Raw genomic sequence first — 21,229 nt, forward strand, 5'->3', positions numbered from 1 at the left:
ACGGAATGAACTTCGCCAGCCCGCGATCGGCGCACACCTTGGTCAAGGCGGCGGTCAACGTGGTTTTCCCGTGGTCCACGTGCCCGATCGTCCCAATGTTCACATGCGGCTTCTTCCGCTCAAATTTCGCCTTCGCCATAAATCAATCCTCCCTAAAAAAACATGATGAGTGAATAGTGATCAACGCCGGATCAGAAACCTCGGCCTTCATCACTCGCCACCCTGCGCCCATCACGGTTCCGCATGGAGCCCACGACGCGAATCGAACGCGTGACCTCGTCCTTACCAAGGACGTGCTCTGCCAACTGAGCTACGTGGGCGTTGCGGTCCATCATCTACATTCCACCCCTGACACACATCTCGACTCGATGGAGCGGGCGATGGGATTTGAACCCACGACAGCCAGCTTGGAAGGCTGGAACTCTACCACTGAGCTACGCCCGCCCGAATATCGTCGTCAGTCCTGTCGCGACCACAATCCCCTACGGACTGCTATACTTTCCGCGATGCACATCAACCCAACAGACCGACGCTGGTGGGCAGGCAAGGATTTGAACCTTGGAAGACATAAGCCAGCAGATTTACAGTCTGCCCCCTTTGGCCACTTGGGTACCTGCCCGTTCCAACTCGCCTGCGTATGCACCCTACAAAATTCAAATCAAATTCAGCGAATTATCTCGCCACATTCAGACTGAAAAACTAGAGTAAGCCTGTCCGCACACAGCTCTCTCCCCTCATCGAGGAGGAGAAACATCTGATCTGGCGAACAAGGCTATTTCAAGAAACGCTGGATTCTATTGACGAAGTTGCGCCATGTCAAGAGGAGAAATGGCCCCTCTGCCATTTTTTTCGCCCTACGAGGTCGCGACCGGACAAGGCCGGCCAGGCGAAATATTTTTGATCTGACCAACGGCCCTCTCGGCCGCCCCGATGAATTTTTCTGGCAAACCAAGCACTTGCTTCATCAGACGCCGACTTTCCTCCAGCGAAACCTGTGACCCGGGGGCAAGAAATCGCTTCTGTGTCACCCGTCGCTCCTCGGGATCTTGAGGCACGTAATACCCTCGGAGCTCACCTGCCTCAATGGCCCGACGAAACCGAGCTACCCACTCTCCCGAAAGCTGCGGGGACCCGCTCATAGATCGCCCCCCCTTCTTTTCAATCTCTACCTGATTCCAAATAGCCCATCCGACAAATACCGCCCAGGTTTCATTGAGGGCTTCCCAGGCTTCAGAGTCGGACAGGTAGCGCACCTCCGTCTCCTGGATCCGTTGGACCACCGGCGTGATCGACACCTCCCGGTACCGGCACACCTGCATGTCACGCGCAAATGCGATGAGCTCCTGCTCCGGACCCGGCAACGCCCCGCCGGCCTCCCTCGACTCAAGATAGTCGATATAGGCATGGAACAACTCGTGATACAGCACTTCCAACTCTTTGGATGTCATCGTCGTGAGCGGCCGCACATCACGCCCTGCCGCGTGGAACGAAAGCGTCCGGTTCAACACCATCCGATGCTCACCCGGATGATACTCGGCCGCATACGTGCGCAGATCGTCGAATTCAAACTGCACAAAGTCCGGGGGCATCGCCTTCAGAAAACCGGTGGGCAATCGAAGCGTGGTCGCCCCGCCGATGAGCTGTTCCCACATCCGGGCAGCCCCCGAGGCCTTCTGCTCCTCGGCCGAGGACGAGATCACCCCCACGGCGCAGAGCAGAACCAGGCTGACGAGAACCATGAAGGATCGTTGAATCAGGGAGCCGCGCATGCGACCTCAGAAAGGATAGAGGGCGGGATCGTCATACCAGTGCACTAATAGTCCTGATCGCGATAGCTACCCCAGTTGCCTCGCCCGCCCTCTTCGACCAGCGCCACCGTGTCGAACAGATCGGAAGAAACATGGTCCAGAAACCGGGAAGGCTTCGACAACAACATCCCGCTACTCTTATCGTACACGTTGATAGGATAGGTCAGGAAGAGATGGCGTTTCGCCCGCGTGACGGAAACATAGAACAACCGCCGCTCCTCCTCCAAATCCTCGTCATCGACAAACGAGTAGACCGACGGAAACCGTCCGTCCACAATCCAAATGACAAACACCGCCTGCCACTCTAACCCCTTGGCCGAGTGAATCGTGGAGAGCACCATCCGCTCATCGTCCCGGTCAGCCCCATCCACACCCGAGGCACTGCCGTCCGGCGGCTCCAGGGCCAGATCGGCCAGAAACTCATTCACCCCGGGATAGCCTTCGGCAATCGTATGCAGATGATCGAGATCCCGCGTGCGCTTGGGATAGTCGTCGTACTGTTCTTTCAGAATCGGAAGATAATACTCGTAGATGTGATTCACCTGCTCCGACGGCGAGCGATCATCCGCGCCCGAAAGACTCTCCAGCGTATTCGCCAGATTCTTGAGCCCCTGGCCGGATCGGCCGCTCACCCCGCGCAACACATCGAACGGCTGCCCGCCCTTTACAATCGCCGCCAACAGATCGTGCGCCTTCTTCGGCCCGACCCCCTCCACCAGCATCAGCACCCGGTTCCAGCTGACCGTATCCAGCGGGTTCGCGATCACTCGCACATGCGCGAGCAAATCTTTCACGTGCGCCGTCTCGATAAATTTGACCCCGCCGCGCTTGATGAAGGGCAGCCCTTTGCGCGACAGTTCAATCTCCAGATCGAAGGAATGAAAGCTGGAGCGGAAGAGCACCGCCACTTCACTGAGCGGCACGCCCTCCTCACGCAACTCCAGGATCTTCTGCGCAATAAATCGGGACTGCGTATTCTCGCCCGCCGCTTCCACCAACGACGGCAACGGCCCGTCTATTTTCCGTGTGAACAGCCGTTTCGTATACTTCTCCGCCGCCTCGTCGATAATACAGTTCGCCAGATTCAGAATCGGCTGCGTGCTGCGATAGTTTTCTTCCAGCTTATAGATCTGCGTGCCCGGAAAGAGTTGCGGAAACTCCATGATGTTCTTGAACGTCGCCCCGCGGAACGCATAGATCGACTGCGAATCGTCCCCCACCACCATCACATTATTATGGGTGGCGGCCAGCTTGCGGACCACTTCAGCCTGCAACCGGTTCGTATCCTGATACTCATCCACAAGGATGTAGCGAAACTGCCGCGAGATCGTCATCCGCGCCGTTTCGTCCAGCAGCAACAGCTGCCGCAACATCACCAGCAGATCGTCATAGTCGAGCAGCTGCTTCTGCCGCTTCGCCGACTGATAGGCCGTCTTCAACCGGCTCAGGTCTTCGATGTGATCGGCAAAATGCCCGAACTCGTCGAGAATGATCTCTTCCAGCGAGCGGAGCGTATTCTCGCTCTTGCTGATCATCTCCATAATCGTCCCCTTGCGGGGGAAGCGCTTGTCCTTTTCATTCAGCCCGAGCTGCGACCGGACCAGCGCAATCAGATCTTCCGCATCGCCGCGATCCAGAATCGTAAAGCCCGGCTCCACCCCGATCGACCGGCCGTAACGGCGCAATAAAAGGTTCGCCACCGAATGGAATGTGCCGCCGCACACGCGCTCGCTCCGCGCGCCGATCAGTTCGCCGGCCCGCTGCAACATTTCTTGCGCCGACTTGCGCGTAAATGTAAGGAGGAGAATATTCGATGGATCGACGCCTGAATCAATGAGATAGGCCACGCGATAGACCAGCGTGCGCGTCTTGCCGCTGCCCGCACCGGCAATGACCAACGAAGGGCCTTCGCCCGCCGTCACCGCCGCCAACTGCTGCGCATTCAACGCCGCGGCATAGTCGATCGACAGCTTGCGCGGCGCAGCCTCATCCTCAGAGCGTTTAAGAACGTACGTTTTAACTTCTCGTTCCATGAGTGACCAGGGGAAGGCCGAGCGACATGATACCAATCAGCGGGCTGGGCTGTATAACACACCGCTGGAACCCTTCTCAACGAGCATCCCCCGCACGCGGCCCCCAAACCACCCCTTCCATCCCCAAACATCTCTCCGCTATAATCGCGCTCCTTGAACAGGAGCACGTATGGGAACCGCCAATAAAGAATATCAAGCGCAACTTCGCCAGCTCGCCGAACTCATGCTCGCCGTCTCGGGCGAATCCGTCACGATGATGAAGCGCAACGCCCCGGAGCAGGCGCTGAAGCTGAAGCGGCAGGATGAGTGGGGCATCTATCTCGAATTTCTGAAGGTCATGTTCAACCTGACCGACCGGCTGACGGCGCTGCACATCCCGATCAAGGATCAGTTGGAATTCATGAACGGATTGGAAGACGCAGTGACCACTCAATTGAAGACCGTGTTGGAGCCGGCATTCGGCAACAATGCCGACCAGATGGAAATCGTCCTGACCGTCGGCAACGCCGTGGCGGAAAGCCGCGACCTCTACGAGAAGTACAAGTTCCTCATCACGGAAGACTCAAAACCGAAGAACGAACTCTTTCAGGCCTTCGCTGAGCGCGTCGCCCAGACACTGGGAGCCCCGCAGAACGGCCAGGTCATCGCCGCCGCAACCTTATGCGCCAGCGCGATCATTCCCGCCGTGAGCGCCGTCCTGCAGGGACAAGCGCCACCCACAGCCGCACCATCCACGCCGACTCAGCAACCCGCAAAAGCCGCCGGCAACGGAGAGCCGGCCAAGAAGGGTCCGACGGGGCAGGACATCAAGCTGGTGAGCCTCATGTCGAACGTGAGCGGCGAAGAGGTCGAAACCCGCTGGGGCCTCCATCCGCGTTTCCGCGGGGATCTCACGCCCGCCGAACTGCAGCAACTCACCAAGCTCCTGAACCGAGTTGCAAAAATCCTTGGCGAACGCTACGCCGCCGTGGCATTCTCCGAGGAATGGAACTCCTGGCACAAGACCGGACACGCCTAACCGCGGCTCGACCGATCCGCCAGTCTTCAGCCAATCGCCTCTAACCCCTGCAACGCGCCACAGGCAAAGGAGTCCGTGTGAATACTGTCGATAACGCGAATCCTATCCCCAACCACCTCCCGCAGAGTCTGATCCGGCTGGCCGAACTCTCACAAAACCTCTGGTGGAGCTGGACGCTGGAAGCCAGGCAGATGTTCGAACTGATCGATCCGACGCTCTGGTACTTCACCCATCACAATCCGGTTCGTCTGCTCCAGGAAGTGAAACCCGAACGGCTCCAGCAGCTCGTGCACGATCCGATGTTCGTCCGGCACTACTCGGCGGTGATGAAAAGATTTGACGAATACCGACTGGGCAACGGCACGTGGTACGGCAAGAAGTACGGCCATCCAAAGAGCCCGTCGATCGCCTATTTCTCGGCGGAATTTGGCCTGCACATTTCCATCCCCATTTATAGCGGCGGCCTGGGCATCCTCGCGGGCGATCATTGCAAAGAAGCGAGCGATCTGGGTGTCCCACTTGTAGGCATCGGCTTCATGTACCCGCAAGGCTACTTCCGTCAGCGGATCACGCCTGAAGGCTGGCAGGAAGCCGCCTATGCCCCCTTCAACCGCGAAGAATCCCCGATCCGTCCGGCCCTCACTCCGTCAGGCGCACCCTGCAGAATTACGGTCGTGATGGGCCATCGTACGGTGGCCGCACAGGTGTGGCGCGCCGAAGTCGGACGCATCGTGCTCTATTTGATCGACACCGATGTCCCGGAAAACAACCCCGAGAATCGGGCACTATCGGCTCGCCTTTACGGGGGCGACCAGGAGATTCGCCTCTGCCAGGAAATCCTTCTGGGCATCGGCGGTGTGCGCATGCTACGGGAGCTCGGAATCGATCCGTCCGTTTTCCATGCCAACGAAGGGCATTCGGCGTTTCTGACGTTGGAACGCATCCGTGAATTCGTCCAGAAGGGATCGACCCACGCCGAGGCCAGCGAACTGGTTCGCCAGAGCACGGTCTTTACAACCCATACCCCGGTGCCTGCCGGACATGATGTGTTCCCCCATCATTTAATGGATCGTTACTTCGCCGGCTATTGGGAGCAACTCGGATTGAGCCGCGAGGAATTCCTCCGGCTGGGTGAAACACCGGAATCGCGCGGACAGGGTTTCAACATGACGGCACTAGCCATGAACCAGGCCGCGCACGTGAACGGCGTGAGCCGCGAACATGGCCGGGTCTCCCGCGAAATGTGGCAACACCACTGGCCCGGGCTTGCGACCGACCTGATCCCGATCAAGAGCGTGACCAACGGCATCCATGCCCCGACCTGGATCGGCCCCGAGATGAACCAGCTCTATGGTAAATTCCTCGGCCCGGACTGGGCCGAGCGCTGCGATGAACAGGCCATGTGGCAACGGGTGAGCGATATTCCGGACGGCGAACTCTGGGCGGTGCGCAAAACCATGAAGCGCAAGCTGATGCGATTTATTCGCGAACGCGCCCGGACCGGCTGGATCAACGGTCACCTGCAATCCTCGCAAGTCATCGCCCGCGGGACGCTGTTAGATCCCGAAGCCTTGACCATTGGATTCGCGCGCCGCTTCGCGACCTACAAGCGGGCCACGTTGCTCTTCCGCGATCTCGAACGGCTGAAACGTCTGTTGCAGAACCACTGGAGGCCCGTGCAGCTCGTGTTCGCCGGCAAGGCCCATCCTGCCGATGAGCCGGGGCGCTACTTCATCCATGAGGTGGTGAATTTTTGTCACGACCACAAGCTCGGCGGCCATATCGCCTTCCTTGAAGACTACGACATGCACATGGCCAAATTCCTCGTGCAGGGCGTGGACGTGTGGCTCAATACGCCGCGCTTCCCGCTCGAAGCCAGCGGCACCAGCGGGATGAAGGCCGCTTTGAACGGCGTCATCAACTGCAGCGTGCTCGACGGCTGGTGGAAAGAAGGCTACAACGGCGCGAACGGCTGGGGCATCGACCCGCTGCCACCCTCGACCGACCAGCACGAGCAGGATGTCCATGACTCGGAAGAGCTCTACCGCCTGCTTGAACAAGAAGTCGTACCCCTTTACTATCAGCGCGACCTCGACGGCACGCCGCGAGGCTGGCTCCAAATGGTGAAGGAATGTATCCGGACTGTCGCCCCGCAGTTCTGCACGAAACGCATGGTGAAGGACTACGTCGAGACGATGTACAGCGGAGCCGCTGCCCGCACGCCGTCGTCATGGTAAACGCCTCCGCAGTGGGACTTCCCTATCGCGCGCCGTGGAGTGCCATTGCCGCGGCACTCTGCTTCGCCGTTATGGCTGGGCTGTTTCTCCTCTTTGCAGCACCGATTGAAACCCGGGCGGCAACCTCTCCGCCTTCCGCCCAAGACAAAGACCTCCCCGCTCTCTTTAAAGCCGGCGACTACTCGGCGATCGTACAACGCTTTCAGGCGCTACCCAAAGACGCCACGCCGTCAAAAGAGATGCTCCGCCTGGCCTTCCAGAGCTTTGTGAAACTCGGACGCGGGGAAGAAGCCCTGCCGTTGTATCCTCGTATCAAGGCAGACGGCCAACCGGACGATCTGACGTTGCTTCGCCCCCTCGCGCTCAGCCTCATTACCAGCCGCGTGCGCGATCAGAAAGAGCATGTGCGTATCGCCGCCTACACCGTTCTGGCCGAGCTGGGCCTTCCGGAAACCGGCCCGCTGTTGGAAGACGGCCTGCTGAACAGTTCGGTGCTCGTCCGCGCCCGCGCCGCCGAAGCGATCGGGAAGGCCGGCTTAGCCCCCAGCTCAGGCGCGCTGAAACGGGCGATCAACGACGACGCGCCAAGCGTCCGTATCGCCGCCATGAATGCGCTGGGCGATGCCCGTGTCATGGAGATGAAGCCGCGGCTGATCGAAATCGGCAGAACAGAAGATGGCCCCGAGGCCATCTTCGCCTATGCCGCGCTCTATAAGATGGGCCAGACCGACATGCTCATCGACATCACCAATGCCGCCACGTTGCCGGACGCGGAAGTCCGCATGGCCGCGATCGGCGTGCTGGGCCGTCTAAAGCGGCCGGCAAGCCTGGCGCTCCTCAGTCAAGCCGTCTATGATCCCAATCCGTCGGTGCGCGCCTTCGCCGCCGGCGCGCTGGGCGAGTTCGGTTCCCCCGGAGGCGTCGCGCCGCTCACCCACGCGTTGGGCGATGAGATGGCCATGGTGCGCGGCGTGGCAGCCGGCAGCCTCGGCCGGTTGGGCTTGAAAGAAAATCGCCCGTTGCTCCAAGCCCTCACCAGAGATCCCAGCTTGCAAGTGCGTGCGAGCGCTGCGGAGAGCCTGCTTCGTCTCGGCGATTCATCCGTCCTCCTGCTCGCGGCCGATCTGGCCAGAAACCCGGATCCGTCCATTCGAAGCAGCGCGGCTCAGGCATTGAGCGCCACCTCGGACAAGGAAGCCTTGTCGCTGTTGCAAGCGTTGCTCCAAGATCAACAGCCGCTCCCGCGGCTCATGGCCGCGAAGGCCTTAGGCAAGGTGTCCGGCCCCGTGATTCCGATTCTTCTCAAAGGCCTGCAAGACTCCGATGAGGCCGTGCGGATCGCCGCAGCCGGCAGCCTCCTGCAACAGACCGCACGCGCCGCACGCCCTACGCGGCGGCCCTAGACAATTGGAGGCCCATGCTTAAATTTCTCGGAACCCTGATCCTGATCGCCGCCGCATTCGGGGCCGGCTACTTCGTCGGTCAGCGCCCGGTCGGCACGCTCCAGCACACCGTCTCTGACCTTCAAGAATCGATCACGAAGCTGTCGCGCAATGTCTTGGACACCACACAGGGCATTGAGCGCGATCTGCGCCGGCGCCAGGGGCTCGTGGATGCGAAGTCCCGGGTCGTGCAAGCGAAGGCCAACCTGTTTGATCGAAACTTCGGGGACGCAGCGAAGGAACTGGGGGAAGCGGTCACCGTCCTGGAACTCGCGACCAAGGGCGCAAAAGCCGACCCTGCACTCGACGCGGTACGGGAGTTGGCCAGCACGTTGCGGGAAGTACGATTAGAAGTAGCAATGGGGAAATCGATGCCGATGAAACGGCTCGACGAGATCCAGCTGAGACTGGACAAAGAGCTGAGCCGGTAGGCTAGGCAGGCTGTTCAGAAAGGCCGTCCAGCCAGGCCGCAGCGATCAAAGAGGCGAGGCGTACGTTCGAGGGGGTACGTTGAGTCTCCGAACGAAGCGAGAACGCCGCTCGCAGACTTTCTCAAGAACCTGCTAGGCATTCGCCGGTTGGGAAACCGGCGTCTTCTTCCACTTGGCCAGGATTCGCTCGACACGCATCTTCACGACCATATCGGGATCCTTGAGCAACGGCTTGATCGCCTCACGCCCCCGATCGTCGCCGATCGACTCCAAGGCGGCCGCCGCAATCAACCTGGTAAACCAGTCTTTATCCTGCAGCATGGCGATGAGCGGATCGATCGACTCGCTGTGTTTGATCCGACCCAATCCCAATACGGCGCTCTGACGGACGCTCTCTTCTCTATCCTTCAGCGCGGCAATAAACTTCGGCACCGCCGGCTCGCCGAGTTCCACGAGCGCATTGATCGCGTCATCTTTGAACTCGTCATTGCGCAGCTGCACCATCAAGGGATCCAAGACCCGTTCATCACGGATCTTTCCGAGTGCCAGAATGGCGTACTTCCGCACATCCCAGTCGCGGAGCAGCTTCAAGAGAATTTCGACAGCCGGAGAGCCGACCTGCCCGAGCGCCTCGATGGCCACTTCGCGCACTTGCCAGTCACCGTCGCGCAGCGCGCGCGACAACGGCTCGACGCACCGCTCGTCACCCATCTCGCCGAGCGTAATGACGGCTTCACGCCGCACCACCCAGTCCGGATCGCTGAGAAGATCGATCTGAATCTCGATCTCGTCCTTGACCTTCTCTTCTTCCAGAATGACCTGGTCGGGAGCGACGGCCACCAGCTCCTGGGAAGCCGCAGGGGTCAACGCCAGGTCTTCAGCCACCTTGTCGGCCAGCTCATCGCTGGCAGGAAGGGCGTCGGGGGTCTCAGCGGACGGGGATGCTTGACGGGGGTGTTCCATAGTTCAATCCTACAACATTCGCTCGCACATCATAATGAACGGACTACTTCGCAGGGGTCGCGGCCTTCTTTCCTGCGGCATGTTTCTGCCTGAGCGCCAAGGACCGGCGACGGCGCTGTTCCCGCTTCAACCGCTTCCGCAAGGCCCGCACTGCGGCTCCGCCATCATCCGCCTTCTTGGTGGTAAGCTTCTTCTTCAACTTGGCTTCTTCGGATTCTCCTACCGTCTTCTTCGCCATGCCGTCTGACTCCTCTTCCTCAAATCGATAATAGGCGTGATCTGCCCTTGAATTTTGACGGCCCAGTGTAGAGGAGACCTTCCGGCACTGTCAACCGCGCCGACTCCCGTGACTATCCGATGACAAGCGTGATGTTTTCGGTATGGGCCGTATGGTCGGCCGCTAAGAGGGACGGCACGCGACGAATACGCCGCTGCATCAACACGTCGGTCGGCAGAATGCGAGGGCGTGGCCTAGCCGAAGAGACGGGTAGTCCCAATGTGGAGACGGGAGGAACCCGGATGGCGAGCGGGTCAAGGTGATGGACACTGAGGAGTGCGGATTGGGTCGAAGGGGCCTCTTCTTCCGCCAGGACAAAGTCCGGCCGACGGTCTCCGACGACTTCCAATTGAATCACGGACAGTCCGTTCTGGACCATGCCCAGCTTCACCGCTGCCGCCTGCGAGAGATCGAGGATTCGACCATTCACATAAGGGCCACGATCATTGATCCGAACGCGGACATGCTTCCCGTTGGTCAAATTCACCACCCGCACCATGCTGCCGAGCGGGAGGGTCCGGTGCGCGGCCGTCAGGGCCTGCATGTCAAACAGCTCCCCGTTGGCAGCCTGTTTGCCATGGAACTGCTCCCCATACCAGGAGGCAATACCCCGGTCCTTGATCCCGACATCCAGCCCTGTTTCTCCCTTGGGCACCCATGAGCAGGCCCCGAAGGACAGACAGAGGGCGGCCAAGAGAATCCCGGAAAGGCTGGTGCGCGGATGCGTCATACAGATTTGGTGTGTCATCTTCGCTCGATCCTCCACTTGTAGGCTAGGACGTCCGGCTCACAGATGTCAGCCTACGGGAGGTTGCCGACCTCAACAATACCGACTGAGTACTCCTCCCCCCCTACATTCGTACGGGGAAAGATCCCGTGCACATTCACAATCGGTGGTACAAGAACGAACAAAGCGGCATGTCTTCTGGAGAACGCGGTACCGCTATATATAGGGAGCGCGTGAGGAGAGTCAACCAGCAACCGGGGACAGAACTGGACCGAACAACGACCAAGAGTCCGGGAAGCCGGCCTGGAGCCGGCTTCCCGGAACGGGTGGCGGTTAGCGAAAGCGCAATGCGGTTCCATCAAATTTAGTCGAACTCATGAACTTTTCAAAGTTCCGTTCCAGCACCTCGCTCACAAGTTCCTCTCCGTCTTCCGGGGCATACCAGAACACCGTGTAGTTCCCCGTGTGACTGTTGGTGCTGGTGATCGAACTCCCGTCCGACTGGTTGGCCGCCTGAACGGTCAGTTTATTCTTCGCGGTGATGTCCGTGGATCCGACCACGCCATGCGCGTCAGCCGACAACTCAAGAATCTTCCCTGAGATCACCACATCCGCTCCCCCGGTCTGACTGGCAGAGGCGGCATACTGTGCCCGCCATCCCTTGCGCGTCAAATAGTCGGCAAACGCTTTGGCCGTGGCTTCTCCAATCGTCCCACTCTTGACGGTAAAGACCTGGTCGGAGCCCCAGAGCGAGTGCCGAGTCCCCAGCTTGGTGCGGTCAGACCGGTCGTCCTGGAACGGAATCACCACCACTTTGACCGAACTGACGGGAGCCGACGAAGTCGACGTTGCGACAGGTGTGATCCCCACATTCATCGGCACCGCTTCACCCTTAGCCGCACATCCCCCTAACCACACCAGACTCCCCAATAGAATTGCACCCCAAGCCATCTGTTTCACACGGACCTCCTCTGCGAGAAAAATTAAATGACGATGATCGAGTCAGCGACAAATCGTATTCGACTACGCGGCGAAAAACTCTAGCAGGTCACTCCCCAACTGTAAAGATTGCTTCTGCGGGTATCGCGGGCCATCGGTGTCGGCCAGTGCCGTATTGACTGATCCCGGCGGACTCAGTAAGATCCGAAACGTGATGGCGATGTGCTCGTTCAGCGCGAGTGTACGGCGAACTCCTTCACAGTTGATTACCCCGACACCATAATCATGATTGACGTTCAGAACATTACCAAGCGGTATGGGAATCTCACGGCCATCGACCGGGTCACCTTTTCCGTGGCCAAAGGCGAGGTCTTAGCGTTTCTCGGGCCGAACGGCGCCGGGAAGACCACGACCATGCGCATCCTCACCTGTTTCATGCCGGCCACCGAGGGCACGGCAAAAGTCGCAGGCTTTGATTGCGCTGACCAGCCCCTCGAAGTGAAGCGCCGCATCGGCTATCTCCCGGAAACGCCACCGGTCTACCAGGAATTCACCGTCTCGGAATATCTGACCTTCGTGGGCCGGATGCGCGGCATGGTTGGCAAAAACCTCACGACGGCGATCGATCAATCCATCGAGAAACTGGCGCTGGGCACCGTCCGCCACCGCCTGATCGGCAACCTGTCGCGAGGCTACCGTCAGCGTGTCGGGTTGGCCCAGGCCGTCCTTCACGATCCGCCGGTCTTGATCCTCGATGAGCCAACCGTCGGGCTGGATCCCAAACAGATCATCGAAATTCGCGACTTGATTAAGAGTCTGGCCGGGTCGCATTCCGTGATTCTCAGCACCCACATTCTCCCCGAAGCCACCGCCGTCTGCCAGAGGGTTGTCATCATCAGCGGCGGGCGAATCGTTGCCGAAGACACCCCCGATCAGCTTTCTGCGCGACTCAGGCATTCGGAAAAAATCTCAGTGACGATCAAAGCACCGTCGGACAACTGCCTGGCCAAGCTCCAATCTATTCCAGGCATTTTGAATGTGTTTCAAGGCCAGTCCGCCGGCACGTTCCTCCTGGAATGTGCGCTGGGCCAGGACAAGCGTGATGAGGTCGCCAGGTTCGTCATCGCCAATCAGTGGGGCCTCCTGGAATTACGGACGATCTCCATGACGCTCGAAGATGTCTTTTTGCAACTGACCCGCCATGAAGAGGGGATCACGCCCCACGCCGACACCGTGACCGAGCTCCCCCAGGCCACCCAGGAGACCGCCTCATGACTCCGGTGCAGGCCATGATCGCCAAAGAGCTGCGCGGCTACTTCGTCTCTCCGGTGGTCTACGTGGTCGGCGCGATCTTTCTGCTCATCTTCGGATTCTTGTCCTATCTCTACGTGGTCTACGCCGGCTACCAGGCGATTCAACTGATGCAAATGCAAGGCGGCCAGGCCCAACTGAACTTGAACGACCTGGTCTTCCGGAATCTCTTTGCCAGCATGCGGTTTGTGCTCCTCATTATTCTGCCCATTCTGACGATGCGGCTCTTTGCGGAAGAACGCAAACTGCGCACCTTCGAATTTCTGATGACCTCGCCGATCGGCATCAATGAGATCGTGGCCGGCAAGTTCGTCAGCGTCTTTCTTGTCTTCTTGAGCCTCCTCGGCCTGACCGGCCTCGTGCCGACGGTCCTGATGCTCTTCAGCGACTTCGACTGGAACCCGATTTGGACCGGGTATCTCGGCATGACCTTACTCGGCGCCCTGTTTATCTCAGTCGGCCTGCTCGCATCAGCGATCACGGAAAACCAGATCGTCGCGGCGTTTCTCAGCTTCGGCATACTGCTGCTCATCTGGTTGATCTCGGGCTTGGGCGCCCTGTTAGGCGACACGATGCTGGGACAGATCATCTCCTACGTCTCGTTCATGGATCATTACGATCGTCTGGTGCGCGGCCTGATCGACACCAAAGACCTGGTGTACTTCTTCAGCAGCCTGGCCTTCATGCTCTTTCTCACCCACCGCGTGGTGGAATCGACCAGGTGGAAATGAGCCTGAAAGTCCTCCCGCTCGGCATCATTGGAACCGTGCTGGCCGTCGCCGGCCTGATCGCCTATAGCCTCAGCCCGGACCTGCTGTGGGCCGTCACCATTGCGGAAGGACTGGCGCTCCTGTGCCTGATCCTCTTCTTCACCCTGCATTTCGACGCCGTGAAAGCCTTCTCCAGCCGTCGTTCAACCCATATGGGCGCGAACAGCCTGCTCATGATTCTGCTGGTCACCGCCATTCTCGTGATTGTGAACTTCCTGGCGTCGCGCCATTCCATCCGGTGGGATCTCTCGGAGAATCAGAATTTCACTCTGGCGCCGCAAACCTATCGTGTACTCCGCAGTCTTCCTCAAGAGGTGAAAATTACCGTCTTCACGCGCGAGAAAGACCCCGGCTATACCGGTTACAAAGAGCGGCTCGAAAGTTATCGCCAAGCCTCGAATAAGCTCACCGTCGAATTCGTCGATCCGGAACGGCAACCGAAGATCGCGCAGAACTACGGCATCTTCCGGACCGACACGGCCATCTTCGAGAGCAATGGGCAAACCATTCGCATCACCAGCCCATCGGAAGTCGAACTCACCGGCGCGCTACTCCGTATCTCCAAGCCCGCCAAGAAACGCATCGTCTTTCTGGAGGGCCACAGCGAACGCAGCCTGGAAGACAAGGAACGCAACGGCCTGTCGCTGGCGAAAGAAGCGCTGAGCAAACAGGGCTATGACATCGGCACCCTGTCGCTGCTGAAGGAGGCCGCCGTACCGGACGACACGGCCGTGCTCGTCCTCGCCGGGCCCCGCAATCAAGTCACACCCGAGGAGCAGGGTCGGATTCAAACCTATGTGGACAAGGGCGGGCACCTGCTCGCGATGGTCGACCCGGATACCAAGGCTGACCTGGACCCCCTGCTCGCCCACTACGGCCTAGGCCTGGGCCCGGGGGTGCTCGTCGATCTCCAAGATCGATTGGCCCAAGGGGACCTGACGTCCCTGTTGGTCCGCACTTTCACGGAACATGAAATCACCCAGGACCTGACAGCGGCAGTATTGTTTCCGCTCGCCCGTCACCTGACGTTCGACGAGCAGGCGGGAAAAGACTGGGACTACGTGCCGCTCGCGCGGACGTCTCCGAATAGTTGGGCCGAAACCAACATGCAAGGGCGCGTCGTCAGCTTGAATGAAAAAGAAGATGTGAAGGGTCCGTTGCCGCTCGCCGCCGCGCTGTCGCCCAAGAAGGCCCCGGTGGAGGGAACGCCCAGGCCGGCCATCGTGGTTGTGGGCAACTCGACGTTCGCCACCAATGCGTTTTTCAACTTCCCCGGCAACACTGACTTCTTCCTGCACACCACCGGGTGGCTCGCCGAGGAGCGGGATCTGATCTCCATTGTTCCCAAAGAGCCGGCCCTTCGGCCTTTCACTCCGAATCCCACACAAGAGCGGACTTTGCTCTACATTCAAGTCCTCTTCCTCCCCATTATGACCATGCTGACCGGCGTGATGGTCTGGAGAAAGCGCCGCCGGCTGTAACCTTATGCGCTATTGGCCCACACTGCTGATGCTGCTGATTCTGGCGGGACTGGGGGGCTACCTCTATTTCGTCGAATTGCCGGCCAAGCAGAGCGAAGAAAAGCAGGCCGTCGCACAACAGAGCCTCCTCCCATTCCCTGAAACCGATATTACCGGGCTCACCGTCTCGACGCCGCAGGGCGCCGTGGAAATGAAACGGAAAGAGACGAAAGGCTGGGCGATCACGGCGCCGCTCCAGACCGACGCCGATACGCGGGAAGTCCAATCCATGATTCGGGCGCTCGTAACCGGGAAAGTGCTCCGCAGCGTCGAAGAAAAGCCCGCCGCGCTCGCCCCGTTCGGATTGGAGCAACCCATCACGACCATCACCGTGAGCGCAGGAGCCCTGCAGGAAACTTTATCCATCGGCGACAACGGCCCCCTGTCGTCAACCCTCTACGTCCATCGCCATTCATCGCACAGCGTCCTTCTGACGGACCTGACGACGAAGAGCTTCGTCAACAAGACTCTGCTGACCTTCCGGCGGAAGGATCTCCTGCAATTCGTGCAAGCCGACCTGGACCGAGTGCGCCTGACCTATCCGACGACGGAAATCGTCCTCTACAATCTGTCGAAGAACAAACCCAAGCCAACCTGGAAAATCCGCTACCCGATCGAAGCCGAGGCGGACCAGACGGAAGTCCGCTCGCTCCTGTTCAAACTAGAAGACCTAAAGGCGCTCGGCATCATCGACCCCGGCCCTGAACGGACCACGATCGCCAAGACGCTGACCGCCCCGAAGCTGAAGATCACGCTGCACACCACCGACGGGGACCAGACAGTGAAGCTCTATCAGCCCGATCCGGACAGCGGGGAAGCCTTTGCCGAAACCAGGCCGGATGCGCCGCTCTACCGGATCAACCCGCTGGTCATCAAAGATCTGACACGCGAGCTCTTTACGCTCCAGGACAAGCGATTGCTGGGAGTGGATTACACAGACATCGCGATGTTGTCGGTCAAGACGCGGGATAAGCAGTATGTATTGATCAATGAGAACGGCCAGTGGGTCTTCGAAGATCAACCGACTGAAAAACTCAGCCAGGAAGCCGCCGATCTGCTCGTCAGCCGCGTGGCCAATCTGCCGGCAGAAGAACGGGTGACCAAACAACCGGCCGCCCTGGCCCCTTACGGGCTTGTGGCCCCGACGGCCGAATTTGTCGCCACCGGAAGAGACGGCAAGATCGTCGGACGGCTCACGCTCGGCAGCCAGGCCGGGAGCCTGATCTATGCCACCGGTGAACGATTGCAGGGCGTCTTCCAGGCCCGCCCCGATCTCCTCAATCAGATTCCAGCCAAAGCCGAACTCCTGGCCAAGTCCATCGAAAAGAACACGTCCGGACACTAGCACGAATACTCTCCGTGCTCACATCACCGCGTCTCAGTGCCGATCAACCACCGCACATAGCTGTCGCCGACGATATTCCCGCTGAAGCTGATTCGGTTGATCTTTAACTGGAGAAACGATCGGCGGGATAATCTGCGCTAGGGAATTTCCTGATCGATGACAATGGCGACGCCACTGGCTCCGGGCTTCATCGGCGCACTCATCCCCTGAAGATCGCCGCTCTTCGGCATGGCCTCGCCGGATTTCGACAGACGCGCCACGATGACGACCGTCCCCATGTCGGACAGTTTTCTCGACGGCATGGGGCTGGTCGAATCATCGAGTCGAAATGTGAACGGTAAATCTTTTCTCGTCGCGCGCACGATCGACACCGGCATCGGCGGGCCGTTCATATCTTTGGCGAACACAAAGAGCGTGTCGGTCGATGCCCCCTTGGCCGCAAGGCCTGGGGAGATCGTCACCTGTCCGCTGATAGCCAAGGACAGTCCAGCCGGCGCAGTCGCCTTCGCCGGCGCTGATGGCGTGACAACCGTCGCTGCCTGGCGACCACCCGCACGTTCTCTCGCTTCGGCAATCCCGGCCATGATTTCTTGGATTGCCTCTGGATCCGTCGCTGGAGGGAGATGGGCGCGCGCTTCTTCCCAGTATGAAGCGGCGCGACCAAACTCGTTGTGGTTGTAGGCAACCGTCCCGGCCAACATGAGAGCTTTAACATTGCGGGGATCGGCTTTGAGGGCCTGCTGTATCAAGGCCTCCGGCCTTCCCTCTAATTTCCGTCCGTTCAGCACGCCTAACGCATCGGCATAGTCCGCTAGCATTTGTGCGTCTTCGGGAATCAGTTGCATGGCCTTTTCATAGATCGGCACCGCTTCTTGATGGCGCCCCAACTCCACATACGCCCGAGCGAGCAAGGCCCATCCCACACCGTCGGTGGGATTCTGTTCGAGTTTGGCCTTCAGCCGTTCAGTCAGTGCATCCAATCCACTCACCGACAGATGGTCTCCATCCCCACTCCCCTGGATAGCCGCCGATGAACCGGGATGGGTAATAGCCAGGGGATTGCCGAGCTTAACGTACAACAAGACGCTGACAGCAGGGATAATCAGACCGAGCGCCACAGCGACGGCCTTGCTATTCAGCTGAGGCCTGGATTCGGCCGCCGGGAGCTCAGCGCTGCCGGTCTCATCGAGAACACGACGATCCATCTCACGGCGGGCAATCTGAAATTGCTCATCGGTCAACACGCCGTTCTTGTGATCCAGCGCCAACTCAACAAACTGCTGTCGATACACGGACAGCCGCTTCTCCTGCTCCCCTGCGGCGACCGTGTGCGTACGACGCACCAACGGCCAGAGCAGCAGACCAAGGACGACGACCATCAAGCCGGAGGCTACAAGCCAAAAAGTCACGATCATGGGTGTTTGGCTCCATCGGACAACAACTGTTCTACGCGTTCATGGTCGGCATCGGACACTACCACTTCAGGAAGCGTCTTCTGCCTCCGCCGAACTGCCAGGACCAACGCCGCGCCTGCAATGGCAAGGAGAAGAAATGGTCCGATCCAGAGCAACGTCGTCGTGGCTCGTAACGGGGGGCGATACAAAACGAAATCGCCGTAGCGTTCAACAAGGAAATCGATGATCTCCTGATCGCTCATATTCTTCGCGATCATTTCGCGCACTTCCCGACGCAGATCTTCAGCCAACGGGGCATTGGAGTCCGCCAACGTTTGGTTTTGGCAGACCAGGCAACGCAACTCGACCGCGAGCGCCTTGAGCCGGGCCTCAGCTTGCGGGTTCTCTGCCAGCGGGCGCGCTTCTTGGGCGGCCACCAGACCGGGGATTGCCAGCGCCAGAATCAACGTCCAAACTCGCATCATTGCTGCTGCAGCTCCCGCACAAGAGGAAGAATCTTTTTTTCCAAAACGTCCTGATCCACCGGCCCGATCTGCTTATACCGAATCTTCCCTGCCTTATCGATCACGTAGGTCTCGGGAACTCCGTACACGCCATAATTGATACCCACCCGGCCCGCTTCGTCGACGGCCACCAATCGGTACGGATTACCCCACCGCCGCAACCAGGTGAGCGCTTCCTCCCGAGTATCCTTATAATCCGCCCCGTAGATCGGAACTTCGCCTGATTTTGCTAGTTGCATCAGGGTCGGATGTTCTTCCTTACACCCGTTGCACCAAGAGGCCCAGAAGTTCAGCAACCAGACTTGGCCCGCCAGCTCTTTCGGCGAAAACACCTTGTCGGACTCATGCAGCTGAGGCAATGAAAAGTCAGGGGCCGCTTTCCCCACAAGCGGTGACGGGACTTCGCGCGGGTTCAAGGTCAAGCCAACCGCGAGAAATCCCACCATCACCACAAAGATTGCCAGCGGGAGCAAGAACCGCTTCATACAATCGGCGCTCCGACCGGTTGAGAGACAGCGGGCGCTGCCTCTTGTTCACGGCGCCAGGCAAGGCGATAGCGGCGATCGGTGATCGCCAAGACTCCGCCGAAAGCCATGATCAAGCAGCCGCCCCAGATCCAGTCGATAAACGGTTTGTGGTAGAGCCGCACGCTCCAGGCCCCGGCCTCAAGTGGTTCCCCCAACGAAACGTACAAGTCTCGTAATAGCCCTGAATCGATCGCCGCCTCCGTCATGGTCTGGCTCTGCACCAGATACCGGCGTTTCTCCGGATACATGGTCGTCACGTCACGGCCATCCTTCGTCACGCGAAACGTGCCGCGTGCCGCAATATAGTTCGGCCCCACATAATCCTTCGCGCCCTCGAACTGAAACGTATAGCCGCCGATCATGGCAGACTCGCCCACGTTCATCCGAAGATCTTGCTCGACCTCAAACCCCTTCACCATCGTCACCCCGACGATGAAGACGGCAATCCCGCAATGCGCCAGGATCATGCCCCAATAGGAACGCGGAACCGACGCGAGACGACTCGTAAGACTGGCCCCCTCAAGATGGGTCAGTCTCTCACGCACATTCACGACGGCCGTTGTCACAATCCACAGCGCCAACAACAAACCGAGGCTAAGCAGTGGCGTCCATTTCCCCAGGATAAACGGCAGCAGCAGTGCGGTAACGACGCTGGCGCCGAACGCCCAGCGCAGCCGCAGCGCCAGAGCCGGCAGACTTGCTTTCTTCCATTGGGCCAGTGGACCGACCCCCATCAGAAAAATGGCGGGGGTCATGAGAGGAACAAAGACCGTATCGAAATATGGAGGGCCCACCGAAATTTTCCCGAGGCCCAACGCGTCCAGAAACAACGGATACAACGTCCCCAGCAACACCGAGCCCATGGCGACGACCAAGAGAACATTATTCGCCAGCAGCATCGCTTCGCGCGAGACCAGTTCGAACCCGCCCCCCAGGCCCACACGCGGCGCACGCCACGCATAGAGCAACAACGATCCGCCGATGACGACCGCGAGAAAGACAAGAATAAACAGCCCGCGCTTCGGATCAGTCGCGAACGCATGAACCGAGGTCAAGACCCCGGAACGTACGAGGAATGTACCGAGCAAACTGAGCGAGAAGGCCAGGATCGCCAGCAGGACCGTCCAGACTTTGAACCCACCCCGCTTGTCAGTCACGGCAAGCGAGTGCATCAGCGCGGTTCCTGCCAACCAGGGCATGAAGGACGCATTTTCAACCGGATCCCAGAACCACCACCCGCCCCAACCCAACTCGTAATAGGCCCATCCGCTGCCTAACGCGATCCCGACCGTCAGAAAACACCAGGCGACGGTCGTCCAGGGACGAGACCACCGGGCCCAGGCTGCATCCAGATTGCCGCCCAGCAACGCGGCGATGGCAAAAGCGAACGCGACAGAAAAACCCACATACCCCATATAGAGCATCGGCGGATGCATAACCATACCGGGATCCTGGAGCAACGGATTCAGATCGCGGCCATCAGGCGCGGCCGGGATCAATCGCTCGAAGGGGTTCGAGACCGTCAACATGAACAAGAGAAACCCCAGGCTCACCAAGCCCATCACGCCGAGAATCCGCGCCCGCATCGCTTCCGGGAGATGTTTTGAGAAGAGCGTGACCGCCATCATCCAGAGCGTCAGGATGAAGGTCCACAAGAGGAGCGAGCCTTCATGGGCTCCCCAAATGGCAGCCAGACGATAATGGAGCGGTAACTTTGAATTGGCGTTCGCCGCCACGTAGAGCACCGAAAAGTCTTTCTGGGCAAATGCATAGCCCAGACAACAGAAGGCGATGAGCACCAACAGAAACTGCCCGCGTGCAGCGGGTTTCGCGACCGCCATCAGTGATGCATTGCCGGATGCTGCCCCGTAAATCGGGACGGTGCCCTGCACGGCTGCGACACAGAGCGCCAGGATCAATGCAAACTGGCCGATTTCAGGAATCATGCAGGTATATCCTCTAT

The 21,229-nt window shown here is 59.4% G+C and carries 19 protein-coding genes and 3 tRNA genes; 8 read left to right on the plus strand and 14 right to left on the minus strand.

Features of this window, described 5'->3' with window-relative positions; genetic code table 11:
* From Q8N04_07220 to Q8N04_07245, 6 genes are all read right to left on the minus strand, one after another.
* Positions 1-139 (minus strand): GTP-binding protein (locus Q8N04_07220; protein MDP3090451.1); only part of this gene is annotated, 139 nt, incomplete at its 3' end.
* 105 nt (positions 140-244) lie between these two features.
* A tRNA-Thr gene (locus Q8N04_07225) sits at positions 245-320 on the minus strand.
* A 49-nt stretch (positions 321-369) separates the two neighbouring features.
* Positions 370-444, minus strand: a tRNA-Gly gene (locus Q8N04_07230).
* An 89-nt stretch (positions 445-533) separates the two neighbouring features.
* Positions 534-619 (minus strand) — tRNA-Tyr (locus Q8N04_07235).
* Between the two features lie 235 nt (positions 620-854).
* Positions 855-1,769, minus strand: coding sequence for a hypothetical protein (locus tag Q8N04_07240; protein MDP3090452.1), 915 nt, complete (start codon positions 1,767-1,769; stop codon positions 855-857).
* Between the two features lie 44 nt (positions 1,770-1,813).
* On the minus strand, positions 1,814-3,841 hold the full coding sequence (locus Q8N04_07245) for an ATP-dependent helicase (protein ID MDP3090453.1): 2,028 nt from the start codon (positions 3,839-3,841) through the stop codon (positions 1,814-1,816).
* 169 nt (positions 3,842-4,010) lie between these two features.
* Here Q8N04_07245 and Q8N04_07250 point away from each other — a divergent pair, with 169 nt between their 5' ends.
* The 4 genes from Q8N04_07250 (at position 4,011) to Q8N04_07265 (ending at position 8,969) form a co-directional block, all read left to right on the plus strand.
* Positions 4,011-4,859, plus strand: coding sequence for a hypothetical protein (locus Q8N04_07250; protein MDP3090454.1), 849 nt, complete (start codon positions 4,011-4,013; stop codon positions 4,857-4,859).
* Between the two features lie 77 nt (positions 4,860-4,936).
* Complete coding sequence (gene glgP / locus Q8N04_07255; protein ID MDP3090455.1) at positions 4,937-7,096, plus strand: alpha-glucan family phosphorylase; 2,160 nt, start codon at positions 4,937-4,939, stop codon at positions 7,094-7,096.
* A complete protein-coding gene (locus tag Q8N04_07260; protein ID MDP3090456.1) occupies positions 7,090-8,499 on the plus strand; it encodes a HEAT repeat domain-containing protein in 1,410 nt (469 codons plus the stop codon). Before glgP ends, Q8N04_07260 begins: the two co-directional genes overlap by 7 nt.
* Before the next feature lie 14 nt (positions 8,500-8,513).
* Positions 8,514-8,969, plus strand: a complete 456-nt coding sequence (locus tag Q8N04_07265; GenBank protein ID MDP3090457.1) for a hypothetical protein — start codon at positions 8,514-8,516, stop codon at positions 8,967-8,969.
* Between the two features lie 132 nt (positions 8,970-9,101).
* On the opposite strand, the gene Q8N04_07270 is transcribed toward Q8N04_07265, so the two are convergent.
* From Q8N04_07270 to Q8N04_07285, 4 genes are all read right to left on the minus strand, one after another.
* Positions 9,102-9,932, minus strand: coding sequence for a HEAT repeat domain-containing protein (locus tag Q8N04_07270; GenBank protein ID MDP3090458.1), 831 nt, complete (start codon positions 9,930-9,932; stop codon positions 9,102-9,104).
* Between the two features lie 43 nt (positions 9,933-9,975).
* Complete coding sequence (locus tag Q8N04_07275; GenBank protein MDP3090459.1) at positions 9,976-10,170, minus strand: hypothetical protein; 195 nt, start codon at positions 10,168-10,170, stop codon at positions 9,976-9,978.
* Between the two features lie 112 nt (positions 10,171-10,282).
* The gene (locus tag Q8N04_07280) at positions 10,283-10,957 is read right to left on the minus strand and encodes a septal ring lytic transglycosylase RlpA family protein (GenBank protein ID MDP3090460.1); all 675 of its coding nucleotides are present in this window, start codon (positions 10,955-10,957) and stop codon (positions 10,283-10,285) included.
* A 312-nt stretch (positions 10,958-11,269) separates the two neighbouring features.
* A complete protein-coding gene (locus Q8N04_07285; GenBank protein ID MDP3090461.1) occupies positions 11,270-11,896 on the minus strand; it encodes a hypothetical protein in 627 nt (208 codons plus the stop codon).
* A 264-nt stretch (positions 11,897-12,160) separates the two neighbouring features.
* Here Q8N04_07285 and Q8N04_07290 point away from each other — a divergent pair, with 264 nt between their 5' ends.
* From Q8N04_07290 to Q8N04_07305, 4 genes are read left to right on the plus strand one after another with little or no spacing between them, the layout of a single operon-like run.
* Complete coding sequence (locus Q8N04_07290) at positions 12,161-13,150, plus strand: ATP-binding cassette domain-containing protein (GenBank protein MDP3090462.1); 990 nt, start codon at positions 12,161-12,163, stop codon at positions 13,148-13,150.
* A complete protein-coding gene (locus Q8N04_07295) occupies positions 13,147-13,917 on the plus strand; it encodes an ABC transporter permease subunit (protein MDP3090463.1) in 771 nt (256 codons plus the stop codon). Before Q8N04_07290 ends, Q8N04_07295 begins: the two co-directional genes overlap by 4 nt.
* Entirely contained in the window at positions 13,914-15,437 is a 1,524-nt protein-coding gene (locus tag Q8N04_07300; GenBank protein ID MDP3090464.1) for a Gldg family protein, read from the plus strand. Before Q8N04_07295 ends, Q8N04_07300 begins: the two co-directional genes overlap by 4 nt.
* Before the next feature lie 4 nt (positions 15,438-15,441).
* Positions 15,442-16,821: a DUF4340 domain-containing protein gene (locus Q8N04_07305; protein ID MDP3090465.1), complete on the plus strand. Its 1,380-nt coding sequence runs from the start codon at positions 15,442-15,444 to the stop codon at positions 16,819-16,821.
* A gap of 137 nt (positions 16,822-16,958) precedes the next feature.
* Here Q8N04_07305 and ccmI read toward each other — a convergent pair whose 3' ends face one another.
* Genes ccmI through Q8N04_07325 form a run of 4 tightly spaced genes read right to left on the minus strand, consistent with a single transcriptional unit; the run spans position 16,959 to position 21,212 of the window.
* Positions 16,959-18,236, minus strand: coding sequence for a c-type cytochrome biogenesis protein CcmI (gene ccmI, locus Q8N04_07310; GenBank protein MDP3090466.1), 1,278 nt, complete (start codon positions 18,234-18,236; stop codon positions 16,959-16,961).
* Positions 18,233-18,700 carry a cytochrome c-type biogenesis protein CcmH gene (locus Q8N04_07315; protein ID MDP3090467.1) on the minus strand — a complete coding sequence of 156 codons (468 nt, stop codon included), beginning with the start codon at positions 18,698-18,700 and terminating at the stop codon, positions 18,233-18,235. Before Q8N04_07315 ends, ccmI begins: the two co-directional genes overlap by 4 nt.
* Positions 18,697-19,224, minus strand: coding sequence for a DsbE family thiol:disulfide interchange protein (locus tag Q8N04_07320; GenBank protein ID MDP3090468.1), 528 nt, complete (start codon positions 19,222-19,224; stop codon positions 18,697-18,699). The genes Q8N04_07315 and Q8N04_07320 overlap by 4 nt, the downstream gene beginning before the upstream one ends.
* Complete coding sequence (locus tag Q8N04_07325) at positions 19,221-21,212, minus strand: heme lyase CcmF/NrfE family subunit (GenBank protein MDP3090469.1); 1,992 nt, start codon at positions 21,210-21,212, stop codon at positions 19,221-19,223. The genes Q8N04_07320 and Q8N04_07325 overlap by 4 nt, the downstream gene beginning before the upstream one ends.
* Positions 21,213-21,229 lie beyond the last annotated feature (17 nt).

Origin of the sequence: Nitrospira sp., from assembly GCA_030692565.1 — a bacterium.
In the GTDB taxonomy this organism is placed as follows: domain Bacteria; phylum Nitrospirota; class Nitrospiria; order Nitrospirales; family Nitrospiraceae; genus Nitrospira_D.

What these genes read in the sequence shown, in the direction of transcription:
- Q8N04_07240 (MDP3090452.1), bottom strand. Translation starts at nt 1,769, where the DNA reads ATGCGCGGCTCCCTGATTCAACGATCCTTCATGGTTCTCGTCAGCCTG.
- Q8N04_07245 (MDP3090453.1), bottom strand. Translation starts at nt 3,841, where the DNA reads ATGGAACGAGAAGTTAAAACGTACGTTCTTAAACGCTCTGAGGATGAG.
- Q8N04_07250 (MDP3090454.1), top strand. Translation starts at nt 4,011, where the DNA reads ATGGGAACCGCCAATAAAGAATATCAAGCGCAACTTCGCCAGCTCGCC.
- Q8N04_07260 (MDP3090456.1), top strand. Translation starts at nt 7,090, where the DNA reads ATGGTAAACGCCTCCGCAGTGGGACTTCCCTATCGCGCGCCGTGGAGT.
- Q8N04_07265 (MDP3090457.1), top strand. Translation starts at nt 8,514, where the DNA reads ATGCTTAAATTTCTCGGAACCCTGATCCTGATCGCCGCCGCATTCGGG.
- Q8N04_07270 (MDP3090458.1), bottom strand. Translation starts at nt 9,932, where the DNA reads ATGGAACACCCCCGTCAAGCATCCCCGTCCGCTGAGACCCCCGACGCC.
- Q8N04_07275 (MDP3090459.1), bottom strand. Translation starts at nt 10,170, where the DNA reads ATGGCGAAGAAGACGGTAGGAGAATCCGAAGAAGCCAAGTTGAAGAAG.
- Q8N04_07280 (MDP3090460.1), bottom strand. Translation starts at nt 10,957, where the DNA reads ATGACACACCAAATCTGTATGACGCATCCGCGCACCAGCCTTTCCGGG.
- Q8N04_07290 (MDP3090462.1), top strand. Translation starts at nt 12,161, where the DNA reads ATGATTGACGTTCAGAACATTACCAAGCGGTATGGGAATCTCACGGCC.
- Q8N04_07295 (MDP3090463.1), top strand. Translation starts at nt 13,147, where the DNA reads ATGACTCCGGTGCAGGCCATGATCGCCAAAGAGCTGCGCGGCTACTTC.
- Q8N04_07300 (MDP3090464.1), top strand. Translation starts at nt 13,914, where the DNA reads ATGAGCCTGAAAGTCCTCCCGCTCGGCATCATTGGAACCGTGCTGGCC.
- Q8N04_07305 (MDP3090465.1), top strand. Translation starts at nt 15,442, where the DNA reads ATGCGCTATTGGCCCACACTGCTGATGCTGCTGATTCTGGCGGGACTG.
- ccmI (MDP3090466.1), bottom strand. Translation starts at nt 18,236, where the DNA reads ATGATCGTGACTTTTTGGCTTGTAGCCTCCGGCTTGATGGTCGTCGTC.
- Q8N04_07315 (MDP3090467.1), bottom strand. Translation starts at nt 18,700, where the DNA reads ATGATGCGAGTTTGGACGTTGATTCTGGCGCTGGCAATCCCCGGTCTG.
- Q8N04_07320 (MDP3090468.1), bottom strand. Translation starts at nt 19,224, where the DNA reads ATGAAGCGGTTCTTGCTCCCGCTGGCAATCTTTGTGGTGATGGTGGGA.
- Q8N04_07325 (MDP3090469.1), bottom strand. Translation starts at nt 21,212, where the DNA reads ATGATTCCTGAAATCGGCCAGTTTGCATTGATCCTGGCGCTCTGTGTC.